Genomic DNA, 16696 nt, shown 5'->3' on the forward strand with positions numbered 1-16696 from the left:
GGGGAGCGAACGGGATTAGATACCCCGGTAGTCCTGGCCGTAAACGATGGGTACTAGGTGTAGAGGGTATCGACCCCTTCTGTGCCGCAAGCAAACGCAATAAGTACCCCGCCTGGGGAGTACGGCCGCAAGGTTGAAACTCAAAGGAATTGACGGGGGCCCGCACAAGCGGTGGAGTATGTGGTTTAATTCGACGCAACGCGAAGAACCTTACCAGGACTTGACATTGAGTGAAAAGCTAAGAGATTAGTTCCTATCCTTCGGGATACACGAAAACAGGTGGTGCATGGCTGTCGTCAGCTCGTGTCGTGAGATGTTGGGTTAAGTCCCGCAACGAGCGCAACCCTTATCCTTTGTTGCCAGCGCGTAAAGGCGGGAACTCAAGGGAGACTGCCGCAGACAATGCGGAGGAAGGCGGGGATGACGTCAAGTCATCATGCCCCTTATGTCCTGGGCTACACACGTACTACAATGGGCTTAAACAAAGCGAAGCAAGCCCGCGAGGGTAAGCCAAACGCATAAACAAGCTCTCAGTTCGGATCGGAGGCTGCAACTCGCCTCCGTGAAGTCGGAATCGCTAGTAATCGCAGGTCAGCATACTGCGGTGAATACGTTCCCGGGCCTTGTACACACCGCCCGTCACACCACGAAAGTTGACAACACCCGAAGCCGGTGGGGTAACCAGCAATGGAACTAGCCGTCTAAGGTGGGGCCGATGATTGGGGTGAAGTCGTAACAAGGTAGCCGTATCGGAAGGTGCGGCTGGATCACCTCCTTTCTAGGGAGAACCGTTCGAGGTAACACTCGAACTACTTCCAGGTCGGTACATTTGGCAGATGAACACTCTTACATTGTTTGGTTTTGAGGGAATGCAAAAGAGAATATTACTTATTTTTGAAATAGTAATGTGGGGGTATAGCTCAGCTGGGAGAGCGCTTGGCTCGCATTCAAGAGGTCAGCGGTTCGATCCCGCTTATCTCCACCACAAAATAAAAGGGTTTGCAGAGATGCAAGCCCTTTTATTTTGCAATTATGAATTAGCTTATAAATATTTTTTTAAAAGCGTCAATGACTTTAAGACGGGAAACCCGCTATAGTCATTGACGCTTTTTATTTTCACACCATATAAGCGTTGTAGATAAGCTACCGTGTTATAGCTTCCGCTAATTTAAATACTCCACTTTATAACACTGCTTGCCCAAGTTAAGCCGGCCCCAAATCCGACGACTACGACAATATCATCTTTTTTGATAGTGCCACTTCTAAATGCTTCATCTAATCCTATCGGGATAGAAGCAGATGATGTATTAGCGTATTTAGCAACACTAACTGCCACTTTGTCCATAGAAACTCCAAGACGTTTTGCGGCCGATTCTATAATACGGATATTTGCTTGATGGGGGACAACATAGGAAATATCCGCAGGAGACAAGTTAGCGTTAGCTAGTGCTTTTAGTGCCGACGCACCCATAATTTTTACTGCAAACTTATAGACTTCAGGTCCATTCATTTGCAAGAAGTGCTGCCGATTAGTTACTGTTTCTGCTGAGGCTGGTATCCGGGAACCACCTGCTGGTACGTTAAGAAAACCAGCTCCAGATCCATCCGCACCTAGATCTACACCAAGAATGCCGTATCCAGGAGGAGTTTTTGCTACCACGGCAGCACCCGCTCCGTCGCCAAATAAAACACAAGTATTACGATCAGTCCAGTCGAGTATTTTGGAGAGGTTTTCGGCACCGATTACTAATATCTTTTCATATAAACCGGATTTAATAAATTGACTCGCAGTAACTAAGCCATAAACAAAACCGGAGCAAGCGGCCGATAAATCAAAAGCGGCGGCTTTGGTAGCTTTTAGATTAGCTTGTACAAGGCAAGCAACTGATGGAAACAACATATCCGGTGTTATGGTAGCGACAATGATTAAATCAAGCTCATCAGCAGAGATACCAGCATTATCCAACGCCCGCTTGGCGGCTTCTGTGGCTAAATCAGATGTAGCTTGGCCTTCTAAAGTAATTCTTCTTTCTCTAATTCCTGTACGTTCAATAATCCATTTATCAGATGTATCAACTTTTTGCTCTAATTCTTGATTTGTCATAATTCTGGTAGGTACATATGAGCCAGTCCCTATAATACCAACACTTATTTCATTCAATATAGTGTCCTCCTAAATATTTTTAACCATAATAAGATTATACTACTTATTACTATGATCAGGCAATAAAATATAAATAACAAAACTTAGGAACAAGGGATAGAACTCTCACCTACAGTTATAGAGGCGGAAGTCTTAATTCGAAATATTCTTCCCAGATAGCAGGATTCTCCTTTTCGCTGCAGAATTTACTATTCAAGTAAAACATAATATAACGCTATTGAATAGTAAATTACTTTTCGTATTGTTAGTTAACGTTCGTTTCTCGCCCGTTAAGTGAAACCAATTGAGTAGAATGTGCCTGAATATAAATTTGTTCCCTAATCAGTTTGCCTGTTTTATCAGCCTTTATCCATATTGTACTAACATAAAGGAGGAGAAACTATATTGTTGACTGTACAAAAACGTCTGATCGATTTCCTATTGCCTCATGTGGAACACGTAACAATTAGCGATGTACGCATCGGACTGGGGTACACAGCCATAAAGATTAGCAGTGGTCATGGAGGGGTGGCATGGACCCCGAATTCGTTGGCACCCTCCTGTACCTATTTTGAAAGCGCCGGAACCCTTATCGGGCGTCCGGTAAAAGAATTACTTACAATGCTCGGCAACGAGGTGTCCGACTTGACGCGGGCGGTCGGTCTAGCAACGGCAAATGCTGTGCTTGCCTCGCTGCCGTCCCCCCCGACCTTGAAGGAAGAAGTCATCTCATCGCTTCATATTACTCACACTGACCGGGTAGCAATGGTTGGATATTTCGGTCCGGTAATAGCTCAATTGCGCAAGACCGGATGTCAGCTTGACATTCTGGAACTGAATGATAAACACAGCGACACGCTTCCCCCTGAAAAAGCTGGCGACGCCCTGCTCGCTTGTACCGTAGCCATCATTACCGGTACGACGCTTATCAATGGAACCTTCGACGGCCTGATTGCCGGACTGGGAGAGCCTCGTGCGGCCGTGGTGCTAGGCCCTTCTTCACCCCTGTGTGGCAACGTCTTCCAGGATACAAAAATCACCCACGTCGCTGGATCACGGGTACGCGATACTGATGCCATACTACGCATTGTTTCGGAAGGCGGCGGCACTATGCTTATGAAGCGGTATCTGGATTTCGAGACAGTGTTAACCAGATAAAACGTCTAGGTAGCTCTACCAAATAGCCGAACCTGCAAGGTAGTTCACTTTGCAGGTTTTTACTATTACTATTTCTGAGTTAATTTTCAAATTGCTCTTTGCCAATTACTTTCTATTATGTTACAATATTGGCGATTGACTTAGCTGAGAGGAGTATTTTACATGTCAGGACATTCAAAATGGGCGAATATCAAGCATAAAAAAGGTAAGGTAGATGCCATACGCGGCAAAGTTACTACCAAAGTCAGTCGCGAGATTACTATTGCAGTAAGAATGGGCGGCTCTGATCCATCCGGGAATATGCGTTTAAAATTGGCATTGCAAAAAGCCAGAGAAAATAATATACCTAAAGAGAATATCCAGCGGGCTATTCAAAAAGGCGCAGGCGCGATTGATGGTAATAGTTATGAAGAAATAAATTACGAAGGATATGGACCTGGCGGGGTTGCTATTATGGTTGAGGCCATGACCGACAATCGTAACCGGACTGCTGCTGATGTACGGCATTTGTTTTCAAAATATGGTGGTAATCTGGGAGAAACCGGCTGTGTTTCCTGGATGTTTAAGCAAAAAGGGCTATTTGTTGTTGAACAAGATGGACTTGACGAAGAAGAACTCATGCTTATGACACTTGATTCTGGTGCAGAAGATTTTGAAGCAACTGAAGGTGAGTTTGAAATAACCAGCCAACCAGATGCTTTTGAACAGGTTCAGGAAGCATTAGAGAAAAACAATATAAAAACTGTGGTTTCCCGGATTACGATGGTACCGGAGACTACCACCAGCCTGGAGGGCGATGAGTCAGTAAAAATGATGAAGCTCATTGAAGCCTTGGAAGATCTCGATGATATTCAGGAAGTTTACACCAACTTCGACATGCCTGAAGAAGACGAAGAAGAGTAAGCAATTCAAGAATTTGCAGGCATTTGAAAATTACGTACAAGTAAAACGATGTATCAACTTAATTTAGGCATAAGAAATACCGTCAGGCTTAGTGCCTGGCGGTTTCTTTATTATATATTTTGGTTGAAAATAGTTCTTCTCGGAAGGAAATTTACAATATTATGTCGAATATGCAAAATATAGATAATAGCTCTTTGAAAAGTTTAGGAGGGGAATGTATTGAACAGAAGGTTAGTATCAATTTGTAAAAGGATTGAAAAACTACGCTCTAAAATGCATGACAATGCCCTTGTTTTGGGGGTATCCCATCCGAAAGTACTTAAAGCAAGTCAACTGCTAGATATGCAAATTAATTTATATATGAAATTGTGCAAGAGTATATAAAGAGCCAAAAGGCTCTTTTTGTTTTTATTGATGTCCCAGTTAAACAAAGGAAAAGTGATGAGGAGTTAGCCCAAGAAGTTAAGGGACTATTGAATGGGCAACCGATTGGAATTTTGCAAAGTTTGGATATTGAGCAACGTAACGAAATTGTGCCCCCATAAGGTGGTAACCCCCCCGGCCTTTGCCGGAAAAAGCGTTCCGTAGGAGAAAAGCCGGGCGGTATTCCGTTAAAAAATCCGTACTGTTTGAGCGTAGCGAGTTTACGGATTTTAGGAATATCGTCCGACTTTTCAGCTTTTGAGGCTTAGGGCCTAGACCTTTTGTTACTTTGGGGCAATGCCAAAAGTAAAACCCCTCACCTTGTATTCCATTAACTCAACGTAAGATAAAGGACCTTGATAGCGGTTTTTCTTATAGAAGCTGTGCAGGTTAGAAAAACATTGTTTGGGAAAACTAAGAAAAACAGCATCACATTAAAAGGTATGCTGCTTTACTTTTACAACTATTTTTTCCATGTTATAATAAGATAAATGTCTGTGGGAGGTAATGTAATGAGTGAAAGTAAATATGCAATAGAAGAAATATTTAGACCTACCTCATTTCCACAGTATACATATATTGATCGGGAAATTTCAACTGATGATACCTATGAATTAAGACTAAAGAAGGCGCTTAGAAGCCCTGGACGATTGATATCCATTACTGGATCGTCGAAATCCGGTAAAACGGTTTTATGTCATAAAGTCATTGAAAAAAACAGCATTATTGATTTGAGTGGAGCGCAAATTCAATCGCAGGCGGATTTTTGGAATCAAATTGCTGAAAAAATCCGTTTGCCGCTAGAAGTACAGGTTACGCAGACGGTAGCAAATAAAGTGAGTATAAATGCTAGAACCGGCGCATCAGGTAAGGTGCCTTTTGTGGCATCAGCTGATATAAGCGGTCAGGCTGGTTATGATCACTCTACAGGGCAAAATATTGCTGAAAAAGAAATTCGCAGTAATACGGCCATTGTGGAATACTTAATTGCCAATCATAAGGTCTTGGTTTTGGATGATTTTCATTATCTTGCCAATGACCTGCAAATGTATATTGCACGCATCTTAAAGACTGAGTTGTTCAACGGTTTGAAAGCTATTATTATTTCACTGCCACACAGAGCCGATGATGCAATTCGCCATAATCCGGATTTGATTGGCAGAACATCTTTTATTGAAATTGCGCCGTGGTCAATGGGGGAGTTGACCGAAATTGGTCGCAAGGGTTTCGCTTTATTAAGATATGAAATTGATGAACAAGACTTAAATCTATTGGCACAAGAAAGCATAGCATCACCGCAGCTCATGCAGGAAAACTGTTTTAATTTAGCAGATCGAATAGCGGTTGTCGAAACCAATGCTGTAACTACTGAATTAGTTCATAAAGCATTTCATGATACTGTGATTAATTATTCTCATTATGATGCTATTTTGCAGAAAGTTCTTTGTGGACCGGCACAAGGCCGGGAGAAAAGGATGCAATATACCTTTAAGGATAAAACCCAGGCGGACATCTATCATCTGTTTTTAAAAGGTATCAGTATTGACCCTCCTGTACTATCCATGCATATGGATGATATTAAAGCAAGGTTTGCAACAATTATTGATGAATCTGAAAAATTACCTACATCATTGGTGACTTCCAATACGATAATGCATGTGGAAAGAATTATGCATGAAACGGCGCCTAAACTAGACTCGATAGAATGGCGTGAACAAGTGTTATATATATTAGACCCGTTTTTGCTGTTCTATTTACGGTGGAATAACAGTTTGAGTTTTTGACAGCATACTAACTAACGATAGCAAAATTCAACTCGAAATCAAGTGTCCTGCCAAAGAGAATATGAAAAAAGGTGTATCAAGAGGTTATAGCTCTTTGGTATGCCTTATTATTTTGAGTTTATTTTTGACCTCTAACGTGTGTTTTTGTAAGAGCGGGTAAAATGGGTTAGTCACAACCGACAAGGTTAATTACATACATGGCAGGGGTATGTTTTCCCTGTCCAAAGCCTCTTTTCTTCCGGGATGGGTAGTGGTGTAGTTTTAAACGTTCTTTTGCTACAGAATTAATGTTATAAAAGAAGGGCAAATGACGTGTAAACATATTATGGAGGGATAAGGTACAATAAGTTTCGCAAATTGAAATACGGCTAAAAAAGAGGACAAGTTTGCAGTTCCCCGGTAAAATGAAGTCACCACACACCATTTACCGAAAGGGGAAGAGCAAACATGTCCAAAGAAATTATACAGTTGAATGAAGAAATCATCAAGGTAGAACTGAAGGAACTGGTGCGTAGCAGCGTGGAGGAAACGCTCAATAACTTGCTGGATCAGGAAGCCAAAGACCTAACCCAGGCGGCCCGATATGAGCGTACTGAAACCCGTCAAGGTTACCGCTCCGGTCACTACGACAGGCGGTTGACTACTACCTCCGGCGATGTCACGCTGAAAGTTCCCAAGCTCAAGGGCATTCCTTTTGAAACCGCCATTATCGAACGCTATCGCCGGCGGGAAAGTTCCGTAGAAGAAGCGCTCATCGAAATGTATCTAGCTGGCGTATCCGTCCGGCGAGTGGAAGACATCACCGAGGCTCTGTGGGGCAGCAAGGTATCGCCGTCCACCATCAGTGAGTTGAATAAGAAGGCCTATGTCCACATTGAAGAGTGGCGCAGTCGGCCGCTGCAAAGTGGTAAGTATCCCTATGTTTACGTCGACGGCATTTACTTACGCCGCAACTGGGGCGGTGAATATGAGAATGTGAGCGTATTGGTGGCGATTGCCGTCAACGAAGACGGCTACCGTGAAGTGCTGGGAGCGGCCGAAGGCATGAAAGAAGACAAAGTCAGTTGGCTGGAATTCTTCAAATGGCTGAAAAGCCGCGGTTTAACAGGCGTCCAACTGATCATTGGTGATAAATGCCAAGGGATGCTGGCAGCGGCAAATGAGGTCTTCCCCCAGGCCAAATACCAGCGCTGCACTGTTCACTTTTACCGCAATGTCTTTTCAGTTGTTCCCCGCTCCAAGGTCAAAACGGTTGCGAAAATGCTCAAAGCGATTCATGCGCAGGAAAGCAAGTCCGCTGCCCGGGAAAAGGCGGCACAGGTAGCAAAAAGCTTGCGCGACATGAAACTCAAAGAAGCGGCGGCCAAAATCGAGGAAAGCATCGAGGAAACGCTTGCTTATGCCGACTTTCCCGGCGAGCACTGGACAAGAATCCGGACTAACAATGTGATTGAGAGACTCAACCGGGAGATCAGGCGGCGAACCAGGGTCGTGGGTGCTTTCCCGGATGGGCAGTCCGCTCTGATGCTGGTCTGCGCCCGCCTTCGCCACGTTGCTGGAACCCAGTGGGGCAGTAAAAAGTATATGAATATGAAACATCTAGAAAATACCGACCCTGAGTCGGATTTTAGTGATGACTGATTTTACTACCTAGGACTGCAAACCTTTTTGCGAAACTTTCTTGACACTACCTATGGAGGAATAATGCGGTTGAATAGAGAATGGTAAATAATGGTGTGATAAATATTCAAAGAATACAGGAGTGAAAAATGGAGGGAATTTATATGAAAAAAATTTTATTAAAGGTATTGACTGGGGTTATACTTATGACTTTTTTACTTTTCTGTCATATCGCAAATGTTGATGCAGCGCGATATACTAAAACTTTAAATGAGGATACAAGAATGACGCCGCCTGGAGTTATAGTGGCAACGTGGTCTGAAATACCTAAGTTTAAGAAAGGAACCGTTGTTATGCTTAACGAGTATGGTGAGGTTTTTGAAGGCATATTAGCTGAAAATGTTAAATTGCCATATGAAACTGGTACTTCCCAGGATTCTATCAAGACAGCCTATACGCCTCTTCCGATGTATTTTTACTCTTATACAACTGAGCCAAACTACAGGGTTCTTCCATTTAAGGGTGGCACAAAAGTTACATTCAATGATAAGGGTGAAGTAATTAAGGGTATAATAAGTAGTTCTACTGAAAGAATTGACCTAAATCAAACAAACCATATACTAGTATCTGATGGCGAAGTAAGTTTTCATAAAAATGGGATGTTAGCAACGTGTACGTTAGCCAGTGCTTCCTATCTGCGGCCTGTCGGGTGGCAACAAATTTTAATTGAAAACTATACAGATAACTCGGCCTGTTCCGGGTTTGTTGAATTTAAGTCCAAAAAACCAATTGTGCTAAATGAGAAAGGCGAAGTAGTCAAGGGCACATTAAACAAAGATACCAAGCTGCTATCACCAGTAGTCAGTTTTCGGTCACCAGACGGTATTAAGGTATATGAAGCTGGTACTGAGGTAGAATTTGATGATCAAGGCGTTGTCGTAAAAGCTTTGAAAGCAACAACTGCTGTTAACTAGTATTGTTTTGGATAGTAACAGTAAATAGATAAACAGCACGAATAAAATTTGTATTATTTGGAAAACATAGTGACAACACTAGAGAAAGGTGTGTTGTCACTATGTTTTCGAAACTTATTGCTAAATTGTCTTCACTGCATCAGGTAAAAGTCTGTAATAAATCCATATTTACGAAGCCTGTACTTATTTGTGGACTAATTCTATTACTGTCTGGTATCGGTTATTCTTTGCTGGCAGACCCGAACGTAAAACTGCCGCTTCCACATCAAGGCAGTGAGGTTGCTAAACAAGATAGCAAGATTAAGATTTCCGCAGATACCGATTTGGTACAAAAAATCAGCTATAGCAAGTGCAAAGACCAGGAGGTATTCCGGACTAAACCACCTGATAATTTAGTTGGGCTTACTTTTAATCAGGTACAGCAGATCTATTCAGGTTGGAGTATTGAAAAATTTGATACCAAAGAAGTAGAAATGACATTAACGGTGGATAGCTTATGCCGCGAGCACTCTAATAATATGTTTATTGGTATCAAGAACGACTATGTCACTGTATTCTATGGCGTACCTGGTCCTAAAGCCATTGTAAAAGAAGTAACCAACATACCTGTGAGCGGTTTAATGCCCCAGGATGTACAAGAGTTACATCAAGGGTTGATTGTGCAGTCGAAAGAGGAATTATTGCGAACACTAGAGGGAATGCAGGCACGGTAAGGAGAGGGCAACCTCTCTTTTTGCTTTGTGTAACAGGAATATATGGTAAAGTTGTCGAAAGTAATAGGGAGTAAAAAGGGGGCATCAGATGATTGTATTAGGAATCGACCCTGGCACAGCAATATGCGGTTATGGTTTGGTCGAAGCACAAGGAAGCAGATTAAAGCCCATTATATATGGGGTTATTGAGACAACTCCCGACATGGAGGCTGCCATGCGGCTTAGAAAAGTACATCAGGAAATTGATGGTTTGATTAAGCAGTATCAGCCAGATAGTATGGGTGTTGAAATGTTGTTTATGAATAAAAATGTTCGTACTGTCATGGCTGTGGGGCAAGCCAGAGGGGTAATACTACTGGCGGCAGCTCAAAATGAACTTAGCATTGATGAATTTACACCGTTACAGGTTAAACAGGCGGTAACCGGGTATGGTAAAGCAACTAAAGAACAAGTTATTTATATGACCCAACGATTATTAAGCCTGCCGAAGAAACCGCATCCCGATGATGCCGCCGATGCGTTAGCTATCGCTATTGCAACAATACATTGCGGAAGGTCAAACAGAATGAGGGTAACAAATGATAGGCTATGTTAAAGGCGTAGTTACACATCTATTTGTCGATTATTGTTTTGTGGATGTTCAGGGAATCGGCTATCGGATATTTATACCTAACTCTACCAGGCAAAAACTGGCAATTGGTCAAACAGCCACCTTGTTTACCTATCTGAATGTACGTGAGGATGCACTTACGCTGCACGGTTTTTATACGCAGGAAGAATATGATCTTTTTCTAAGTCTTATTTCGGTATCAGGGATTGGCCCCAAAGTAGCGGCTGGCATTTTGTCTACCATCACACCCCAAAATTTCTGCTCGGCAATTAGTGCCAATAATGCAGCTATCTTGACAAAACTACCAGGTATTGGCAAAAAGACGGCGGAAAGAATTATTCTTGAGCTAAAAGATAAAGTGGGAATCAGTACAGAATTGGATGCAAGTGTTTCAGGCCAGATGGCAGCAGACGTTACTTTGTCGGGAGATATCCGGCAAGAGGCTATCCAGGCGCTAATTGCATTAGGGTATAACCATGCCGAGATAACGCCAGTCATTAAGAAAATTTATCAACAAGAAGGTACAGCTCATACAGAAATATCATTAGAACAGTTAATTAGACTTACGCTAAAGGAGTTTGGCCGGAGGTAATTGGGAGGTAACTAACTGGTGGAAGAACGTATTGTGGAACCAGATGAACAGGATGTTGATTCCTGGCAATATAGTCTGCGGCCGCGCCGTCTTGCTCAATATATTGGACAAGATCAAGTAAAAAATAATCTTTCTATATTTATTCAGGCAGCAATGGCCAGAGAGGAAGCGCTGGATCATGTCTTATTATATGGCCCGCCCGGATTGGGTAAAACTACATTAGCCGGTATTGTTGCCAATGAGCTTGGCGCTAATTTTCGGATTACATCAGGTCCGGCTATTGAGCGGCCAGGTGATTTGGCCTCACTCCTGACTAATTTGGGTGAAAAAGACGTGCTGTTTATTGATGAAATTCACCGTTTGTCGCGCGCAGTAGAGGAAGTTTTGTATTCGGCAATGGAAGACTATGCCCTTGATATTATCATCGGCAAAGGCCCGTCTGCCCGTTCTATTCGGCTTGATTTACCCAAGTTCACGCTGATAGGGGCAACAACCAAGGCCGGTGCCTTAGCCGCACCGCTTAGAGATCGCTTTGGAGTTATTTGCCGTCTGGAATATTACGAAACAGAGCATTTGGAATGTATTGTAAACCGGGCTGCTGAAATTTTGCAAGTAGACATTGAACCCCGCGGTGCACTGGAAATTGCCAAGCGTTCACGGGGAACGCCACGTATTGCTAACCGGCTTTTAAAGCGGGTACGGGATTTTGCTCAGGTAACAGCCGATGGGATAATTACAGATACTATCGCTGATAAAGCTCTTGATCTGTTAGAAGTAGACAAACGCGGACTGGATAAAACTGACCGGAGTATGCTCACGGCGATTATTAAAAAGTTTAACGGCGGACCTGTGGGGCTGGATACATTGGCTGCATCGATCAGTGAAGAGACCGAAACAATTGAAGATGTATATGAACCCTTTCTATTACAAATGGGATTTATCTCCAGAACGCCGCGCGGGCGGGTAGCTACCCAGGCAGCCTATGCCCATCTCAATATTTCTTACGAAGATAAAGCCAGCTCTCAAGAAAAATTATGGTAGGTGACTTAAATTATGCGTATGCTGCTGCATGTCTGTTGCGGCCCGTGTTCTGTATTTCCCCTGAAACACCTGCAAGAACAGTATCCGGAGTACGAGATTACCGGCTATTTTTATAATCCAAACATCCACCCGTACAAGGAGTTTTGCAAACGTCTGGATACTCTCAAAACGTTTGCGGATAAAATTGGTCTTACCAGACTAATCATTGATGAAAGTTATACCCTTGAAGAATTTTTGCGGCAAGCATTGAATGCCCCAGGTGGGCGCTGTACTCACTGCTATGACTTGCGAATGAACCAAACAGCACGCTATGCCAAAGAACAGGGCTTTGACTGTTTTAGTACCACACTATTAGTTAGCCCTTACCAGCAGCATGATTTGATAAGGGCAGCTGCTGATAAAGCTGCTGTTGCCGAGAACGTCCGGTTTTGCTATATAGACTTCCGTCCAGGCTGGCAGGAAGGCGTCAAGATAAGCAGAGAGCTGGAAATGTACCGGCAGCCTTATTGCGGGTGTGTTTTTAGCGAGCGAGACCGTTATTACAAACCAAGAAAGGGGCAAGGTTAATGCCCGGAGGATTCGATTCCTTAGGTAAAACCCTGATGCTGTTTGGCCTCATTCTGTTGGTTGCCGGAGCCATATTTCATTTTGGGGGTAAATTCTTAAATCTGGGGCGATTGCCGGGGGATATACATCTGGAACAGGGAAACTTCAGTTTTCATTTTCCTATTGTTACATCAATTATTCTAAGTATTATTCTAACAATAATCCTGAATCTGTTATCAAGATAAGACAGACTTCCTTTCTGTCTGGAAAATAGCGCCGGAGGTATGCGATTGAATAGACATATGGTAAAATGGTTAATGGTAATTGCCTTTTTCATTTTTCCCTTATCTGGATATGCCCATTCAGGCAATAGCGCCGTGCCGGTTTTTGGACCTAACCTGCGGGTGGGGATTTTAACTAACCAGCACAGCCTTGAAGTTTCCGCTGATGCTAAATTTGCTATTGTTAGTACCGGCACCGCTAAAGTACTGGGGGATTTTGCTGCCCAGGAACCTGTAACAATTGCTGTACGCGAAAGTGGTTTTACCGTTAATGGCAGGCCTGTAGAGGCTACTGGCTTGGCTGTTGTTATGAACAAAGCGCATTCCACAGTTTACAGTGAACAATATCTATATGCCAATAAACGGCGGTATCGGGGTGACCTTAGTATTCAGCGCACCATCGGCAAGCCAGGTATGACAGTGATAAATACTCTGCCAGTTGAACAGTATCTATATGGGGTCATTAAAAATGAAATTTCTCCGGAATGGCCAATGGAAGCAGTTAAAGCTCAGGCGGTAGCAGCACGTACTTATGCGCTGGCTAACAGCAATAAGCATACAGCTGATGGTTTTGAACTGTGTGCTACTACTGATTGCCAAGTATACGGCGGGCGGGAAAGTGAAGCGCCCAAAGCAATCAAAGCAGTCGATGCAACACGGGGACTGGTGCTTACCTATAAAGGTAAACTAATTTCTGCCTATTTTCACAGCAGTTCAGGTGGTTACACTGAAAATAGCGAAAATGTTTGGTCAGCGAAGCAGCCGTATCTTCGCGGTGTAGCTGATTTCGATCAAAACAGCCCTTATTATACATGGGAAGAGAAGCTGACGCTGGCTGAACTAGATCAGGCTATTAGTAAGGCTGGTTACAACATTGGTTATCTACAAGCGGTTGAATTATCACCACTTTCCAGCCCGCCGGTGGCAAGCTTTGACCGCGGGGTGTCAGGACGGGTAAAAAGCGTATACTTCAAGGGAACTACCGGGAATATCCAGCTAACAGGCACACAACTAAGAAACATGCTAAATTTAAAAAGTACCTTGTTTGATATTACTATAAGTAAAGAGCACCCCCAGCCTGCTATGTCAGTTTATGCCAGTAAGGATAGAAAAAAAAGTCACACTCAGCTTGCCGCTGGTAAGCCAACTGATTTTGTTGTTATTACCGGCTTTGGCTGGGGACATGGTTTAGGGCTTTCGCAATGGGGAGCAAAAGCCATGGCAGAAAAGGCTCCACCGGGAAACACGGAATATTTCAAGGATATCTTGAAACACTACTACCAAGATGTAGAAATAAAAAAAGCCTACTGATAGGCCATAATGAGGGAGTACCATGCTGGTTTCTGATTTTGATTATTATTTACCTGAAGAATTAATAGCACAACAGCCGGTAGAACCGCGCGATCAGTCACGGCTGCTCGTGCTTGACCGGGAAACTGGATGCATTGAGCATAATGAGTTTCATAATCTGCTGCACTATTTAAAACCAGGGGATACCCTGGTTTTTAATGATACCCGAGTAATACCTGCAAGGCTATTTGGAACTAAGCAGGAAACTGGCGGTAAAGTGGAAGTTTTTTTGTTAAGCCGTACAACTAATGATGATTGGGAAGTACTTGTTAAGCCAGGTAAAAAAGCTAAGCCGGGAACTGTGATTGAGTTTAGCGACAACCTACGCTGTGAAGTTCTGCAAAGTACGGATTTTGGCGGCAGAGTAGTACGCTTTCAGTATCAGGGTATTTTTGAAGAAATTCTTGATTCGCTGGGTGAGACACCCTTACCGCCTTATATCAAAACTAAGTTAACAGACAAGGAACGCTATCAGACGGTGTATGCCCGGGAACGTGGCTCAGCCGCAGCCCCTACTGCAGGGCTGCACTTTACGCGTCAGCTCATGGACAGCTGTAAAAGCATGGGTGTTAATCTGACTTTTGTTACTCTTCATGTCGGGCTGGGGACCTTTCGGCCTGTAGCGGTAGATACCATAACAGATCATGTCATGCATCGCGAGTATTATTCAGTGCCTGAAGAGACCGCTGCCCTTGTCAATAAAACACTGGCAGCCGGCAACCGGGTTATTGCAGTAGGGACTACCGCAGTGCGAACCTTAGAGACAGCAGGTACTAGCGGGCAATTGGAAGCTAAAAGTGGCTGGACACAGATATTTATCTATCCTGGCTATGAATTCAAAATTGTTAAAGCACTGATTACCAATTTTCATCTTCCTAAATCCACCCTGTTAATGCTGGTTAGTGCTTTGGCTGGCAGAGAACATATTTTTAACGCTTACCAGGAAGCCGTAGATAAGCGCTACCGGTTTTTCAGTTTTGGCGATGCCATGTTTATCCGCTAGGTATATTTTTATTAATACGAGAGGTGTAGCTATTGGCCATTACATACGAACTTATTAAACAATGCTCAAAAACTGGAGCGCGGGTGGGGCGGTTATATACGCCTCATGGTGTATTTGATACACCTATTTTTATGCCAGTAGGCACGCAGGCCACCGTTAAGGCCATGTCGCCTGATGAGCTTAAAGACATGGGAGCAGGTATAATCCTCAGTAATACGTATCACTTGTACTTGCGTCCAGGTCATGATTTAGTGGCAGAAGCAGGCGGGCTGCATAAATTTATGCAGTGGGATCGCGGTATCTTAACAGATAGCGGTGGTTTTCAGGTATTTAGTCTGGGACCTCTTCGCAAGATAACTGAAGAGGGAGTTACATTTCGTTCACATATTGATGGTTCTAAGCATTTTTTATCACCAGAAAAAGCCACTGAAGTGCAAATGGCATTAGGTGCTGACATCATCATGGCTTTTGACGAGTGTGTGCCGTATCCGGCAGACCATGAATATGCCCGCCAATCAACACAGCGAACTACCCGTTGGGCTGAACGCTGTAAAAAAGCCCATACCCGTAAGGATCAGGCTCTGTTTGGTATTGTTCAGGGCGGGATGTATAAAGACCTCAGAACGATGAGTGCCCAGGATCTTATTGCTTTGGACTTTTCCGGTTACGCTATTGGCGGCCTCAGCGTAGGTGAACCAAAGCCGCTTATGTATGAGATGCTTGATCATACAGTACCCTTATTGCCAGCAAATAAACCACGTTATCTGATGGGCGTTGGCACACCGGATTGCTTGCTGGAAGGTGTCATGTACGGTATTGATATGTTTGACTGTGTCTTCCCGACAAGAGTAGCGCGTAATGGCACCGTAATGACCAATCGTGGTCGTCTTGTTATCAAAAACGCCGAATTTTCCCGTGATTTTCGTCCTATTGATCCGGAATGCGGCTGTTATACCTGCCGGAATTTCTCCCGCGCTTATATCCGGCATTTGCTTAAAACAGAAGAAATCTTCGGCTTGCGCCTGACAACTACCCATAATTTATATTTCTTATTAAACTTTATGAAAGAGATGCGCAAAGCCATTCTTGATGACCGCTTTTTAGCTTTCAGAGAAGAGTTTTGGGCCCATTATCGCAAATAATAAGAGGATTTATGATAAACGTGTGGAATATAATGTAACAGAAACAGGAGGTGATAAATATATGCCAGCACTTTCACCCGAAATAATGCAAGCCATTCAGGCTTCTTGGCCAATAGTATTAATGGGCGTAATCTTCTATTTTTTACTATATCGTCCGCAGAAAAAAGAACAGCAACGCCGTAAAGAACTTTTGGAGAGTCTCAAAAAGGGAGAACGCATTGTTACTATTGGTGGCTTGTATGGTACGATTACAGCATTGCATGAAAAAACGGTTACTATTAAAATTGCCGATAAAGTTGAAGTCGATATAGCCCGTACTGCTGTAAGCCATAATCAAAATCAGCAGAAACCTGAATAACTTTTCAAAGATAACCATAGCTACCGCCTATACCCCGTTGAGGTACAGGCGGCTT

Annotated in this window: 18 protein-coding genes, 1 tRNA gene and 1 rRNA gene (1 of these 20 running past the window's edge); 19 read left to right on the forward strand and 1 reads right to left on the reverse strand. The window is 43.4% G+C overall.

What is annotated here, in order from left to right; translation table 11 throughout:
• Together SALPA_RS30580 and SALPA_RS24220 are read left to right on the forward strand one after the other, a co-directional pair.
• Window positions 1-778 (forward strand): 16S ribosomal RNA (locus tag SALPA_RS30580); it begins 288 nt to the left of the window's first position.
• A 131-nt stretch (window positions 779-909) separates the two neighbouring features.
• Window positions 910-985: transfer RNA gene (locus tag SALPA_RS24220), tRNA-Ala, on the forward strand.
• A gap of 183 nt (window positions 986-1168) precedes the next feature.
• Here the strand turns inward: SALPA_RS24220 and SALPA_RS24225 are convergent.
• A complete protein-coding gene (locus SALPA_RS24225) occupies window positions 1169-2161 on the reverse strand; it encodes a beta-ketoacyl-ACP synthase III (RefSeq protein WP_145100097.1) in 993 nt (330 codons plus the stop codon).
• Between the two features lie 387 nt (window positions 2162-2548).
• Here SALPA_RS24225 and SALPA_RS24230 point away from each other — a divergent pair, with 387 nt between their 5' ends.
• The 17 genes from SALPA_RS24230 to yajC all read left to right on the forward strand — a co-directional run bounded on the left by SALPA_RS24230 (window position 2549) and on the right by yajC (window position 16641).
• Entirely contained in the window at window positions 2549-3301 is a 753-nt protein-coding gene (locus SALPA_RS24230; RefSeq protein ID WP_222428109.1) for a DUF364 domain-containing protein, read from the forward strand.
• A gap of 162 nt (window positions 3302-3463) precedes the next feature.
• On the forward strand, window positions 3464-4204 hold the full coding sequence (locus tag SALPA_RS24235; protein ID WP_145100102.1) for a YebC/PmpR family DNA-binding transcriptional regulator: 741 nt from the start codon (window positions 3464-3466) through the stop codon (window positions 4202-4204).
• A 219-nt stretch (window positions 4205-4423) separates the two neighbouring features.
• On the forward strand, window positions 4424-4588 hold the full coding sequence (locus SALPA_RS33340; RefSeq protein ID WP_145100104.1) for an aspartyl-phosphate phosphatase Spo0E family protein: 165 nt from the start codon (window positions 4424-4426) through the stop codon (window positions 4586-4588).
• Window positions 4573-4749 carry a hypothetical protein gene (locus SALPA_RS30585; RefSeq protein WP_222428110.1) on the forward strand — a complete coding sequence of 59 codons (177 nt, stop codon included), beginning with the start codon at window positions 4573-4575 and terminating at the stop codon, window positions 4747-4749. The genes SALPA_RS33340 and SALPA_RS30585 overlap by 16 nt, the downstream gene beginning before the upstream one ends.
• 390 nt (window positions 4750-5139) lie before the next feature.
• Window positions 5140-6411 carry a hypothetical protein gene (locus SALPA_RS24245; RefSeq protein WP_145100107.1) on the forward strand — a complete coding sequence of 424 codons (1272 nt, stop codon included), beginning with the start codon at window positions 5140-5142 and terminating at the stop codon, window positions 6409-6411.
• A gap of 447 nt (window positions 6412-6858) precedes the next feature.
• Complete coding sequence (locus tag SALPA_RS24250; protein WP_145088854.1) at window positions 6859-8052, forward strand: IS256 family transposase; 1194 nt, start codon at window positions 6859-6861, stop codon at window positions 8050-8052.
• Window positions 8053-8195: 143 nt separating this feature from the next.
• A complete protein-coding gene (locus tag SALPA_RS24255; RefSeq protein WP_145100110.1) occupies window positions 8196-9005 on the forward strand; it encodes a hypothetical protein in 810 nt (269 codons plus the stop codon).
• 101 nt (window positions 9006-9106) lie between these two features.
• The gene (locus SALPA_RS24260; RefSeq protein ID WP_145100113.1) at window positions 9107-9718 is read left to right on the forward strand and encodes a BofC C-terminal domain-containing protein; all 612 of its coding nucleotides are present in this window, start codon (window positions 9107-9109) and stop codon (window positions 9716-9718) included.
• A gap of 88 nt (window positions 9719-9806) precedes the next feature.
• The gene (gene ruvC / locus SALPA_RS24265) at window positions 9807-10313 is read left to right on the forward strand and encodes a crossover junction endodeoxyribonuclease RuvC (RefSeq protein WP_145100117.1); all 507 of its coding nucleotides are present in this window, start codon (window positions 9807-9809) and stop codon (window positions 10311-10313) included.
• On the forward strand, window positions 10297-10920 hold the full coding sequence (gene ruvA, locus SALPA_RS24270) for a Holliday junction branch migration protein RuvA (protein ID WP_145100120.1): 624 nt from the start codon (window positions 10297-10299) through the stop codon (window positions 10918-10920). Before ruvC ends, ruvA begins: the two co-directional genes overlap by 17 nt.
• Window positions 10921-10938: 18 nt before the next feature.
• Complete coding sequence (gene ruvB, locus SALPA_RS24275; protein WP_145100123.1) at window positions 10939-11961, forward strand: Holliday junction branch migration DNA helicase RuvB; 1023 nt, start codon at window positions 10939-10941, stop codon at window positions 11959-11961.
• Between the two features lie 12 nt (window positions 11962-11973).
• Window positions 11974-12528, forward strand: coding sequence for an epoxyqueuosine reductase QueH (locus SALPA_RS24280; protein WP_145100125.1), 555 nt, complete (start codon window positions 11974-11976; stop codon window positions 12526-12528).
• Window positions 12529-12563: 35 nt separating this feature from the next.
• Window positions 12564-12752 carry a DUF2905 domain-containing protein gene (locus SALPA_RS24285; protein ID WP_255451452.1) on the forward strand — a complete coding sequence of 63 codons (189 nt, stop codon included), beginning with the start codon at window positions 12564-12566 and terminating at the stop codon, window positions 12750-12752.
• Between the two features lie 39 nt (window positions 12753-12791).
• Complete coding sequence (locus SALPA_RS24290; protein ID WP_145100131.1) at window positions 12792-14099, forward strand: SpoIID/LytB domain-containing protein; 1308 nt, start codon at window positions 12792-12794, stop codon at window positions 14097-14099.
• 22 nt (window positions 14100-14121) lie between these two features.
• Window positions 14122-15141 carry a tRNA preQ1(34) S-adenosylmethionine ribosyltransferase-isomerase QueA gene (queA, locus tag SALPA_RS24295; protein ID WP_145100134.1) on the forward strand — a complete coding sequence of 340 codons (1020 nt, stop codon included), beginning with the start codon at window positions 14122-14124 and terminating at the stop codon, window positions 15139-15141.
• A gap of 32 nt (window positions 15142-15173) precedes the next feature.
• The gene (gene tgt, locus SALPA_RS24300) at window positions 15174-16283 is read left to right on the forward strand and encodes a tRNA guanosine(34) transglycosylase Tgt (protein ID WP_145100137.1); all 1110 of its coding nucleotides are present in this window, start codon (window positions 15174-15176) and stop codon (window positions 16281-16283) included.
• A gap of 61 nt (window positions 16284-16344) precedes the next feature.
• Window positions 16345-16641 (forward strand): preprotein translocase subunit YajC, encoded by a 297-nt coding sequence (gene yajC / locus SALPA_RS24305; protein ID WP_145100140.1) that lies wholly within the window; start codon window positions 16345-16347, stop codon window positions 16639-16641.
• Window positions 16642-16696: the final 55 nt, after the last annotated feature.

Origin of the sequence: Sporomusa sp. KB1, from assembly GCF_007830295.1 — a bacterium.
In the GTDB taxonomy this organism is placed as follows: domain Bacteria; phylum Bacillota; class Negativicutes; order Sporomusales; family Sporomusaceae; genus Sporomusa.

What these genes read in the sequence shown, in the direction of transcription:
- SALPA_RS24250 (WP_145088854.1), top strand. Translation starts at nt 6,859, where the DNA reads ATGTCCAAAGAAATTATACAGTTGAATGAAGAAATCATCAAGGTAGAA.
- SALPA_RS24280 (WP_145100125.1), top strand. Translation starts at nt 11,974, where the DNA reads ATGCGTATGCTGCTGCATGTCTGTTGCGGCCCGTGTTCTGTATTTCCC.
- SALPA_RS24245 (WP_145100107.1), top strand. Translation starts at nt 5,140, where the DNA reads ATGAGTGAAAGTAAATATGCAATAGAAGAAATATTTAGACCTACCTCA.
- SALPA_RS24290 (WP_145100131.1), top strand. Translation starts at nt 12,792, where the DNA reads ATGCGATTGAATAGACATATGGTAAAATGGTTAATGGTAATTGCCTTT.
- SALPA_RS24285 (WP_255451452.1), top strand. Translation starts at nt 12,564, where the DNA reads ATGCTGTTTGGCCTCATTCTGTTGGTTGCCGGAGCCATATTTCATTTT.
- ruvC (WP_145100117.1), top strand. Translation starts at nt 9,807, where the DNA reads ATGATTGTATTAGGAATCGACCCTGGCACAGCAATATGCGGTTATGGT.
- SALPA_RS24260 (WP_145100113.1), top strand. Translation starts at nt 9,107, where the DNA reads ATGTTTTCGAAACTTATTGCTAAATTGTCTTCACTGCATCAGGTAAAA.
- queA (WP_145100134.1), top strand. Translation starts at nt 14,122, where the DNA reads ATGCTGGTTTCTGATTTTGATTATTATTTACCTGAAGAATTAATAGCA.
- SALPA_RS24255 (WP_145100110.1), top strand. Translation starts at nt 8,196, where the DNA reads ATGAAAAAAATTTTATTAAAGGTATTGACTGGGGTTATACTTATGACT.
- SALPA_RS24235 (WP_145100102.1), top strand. Translation starts at nt 3,464, where the DNA reads ATGTCAGGACATTCAAAATGGGCGAATATCAAGCATAAAAAAGGTAAG.
- yajC (WP_145100140.1), top strand. Translation starts at nt 16,345, where the DNA reads ATGCCAGCACTTTCACCCGAAATAATGCAAGCCATTCAGGCTTCTTGG.
- ruvA (WP_145100120.1), top strand. Translation starts at nt 10,297, where the DNA reads ATGATAGGCTATGTTAAAGGCGTAGTTACACATCTATTTGTCGATTAT.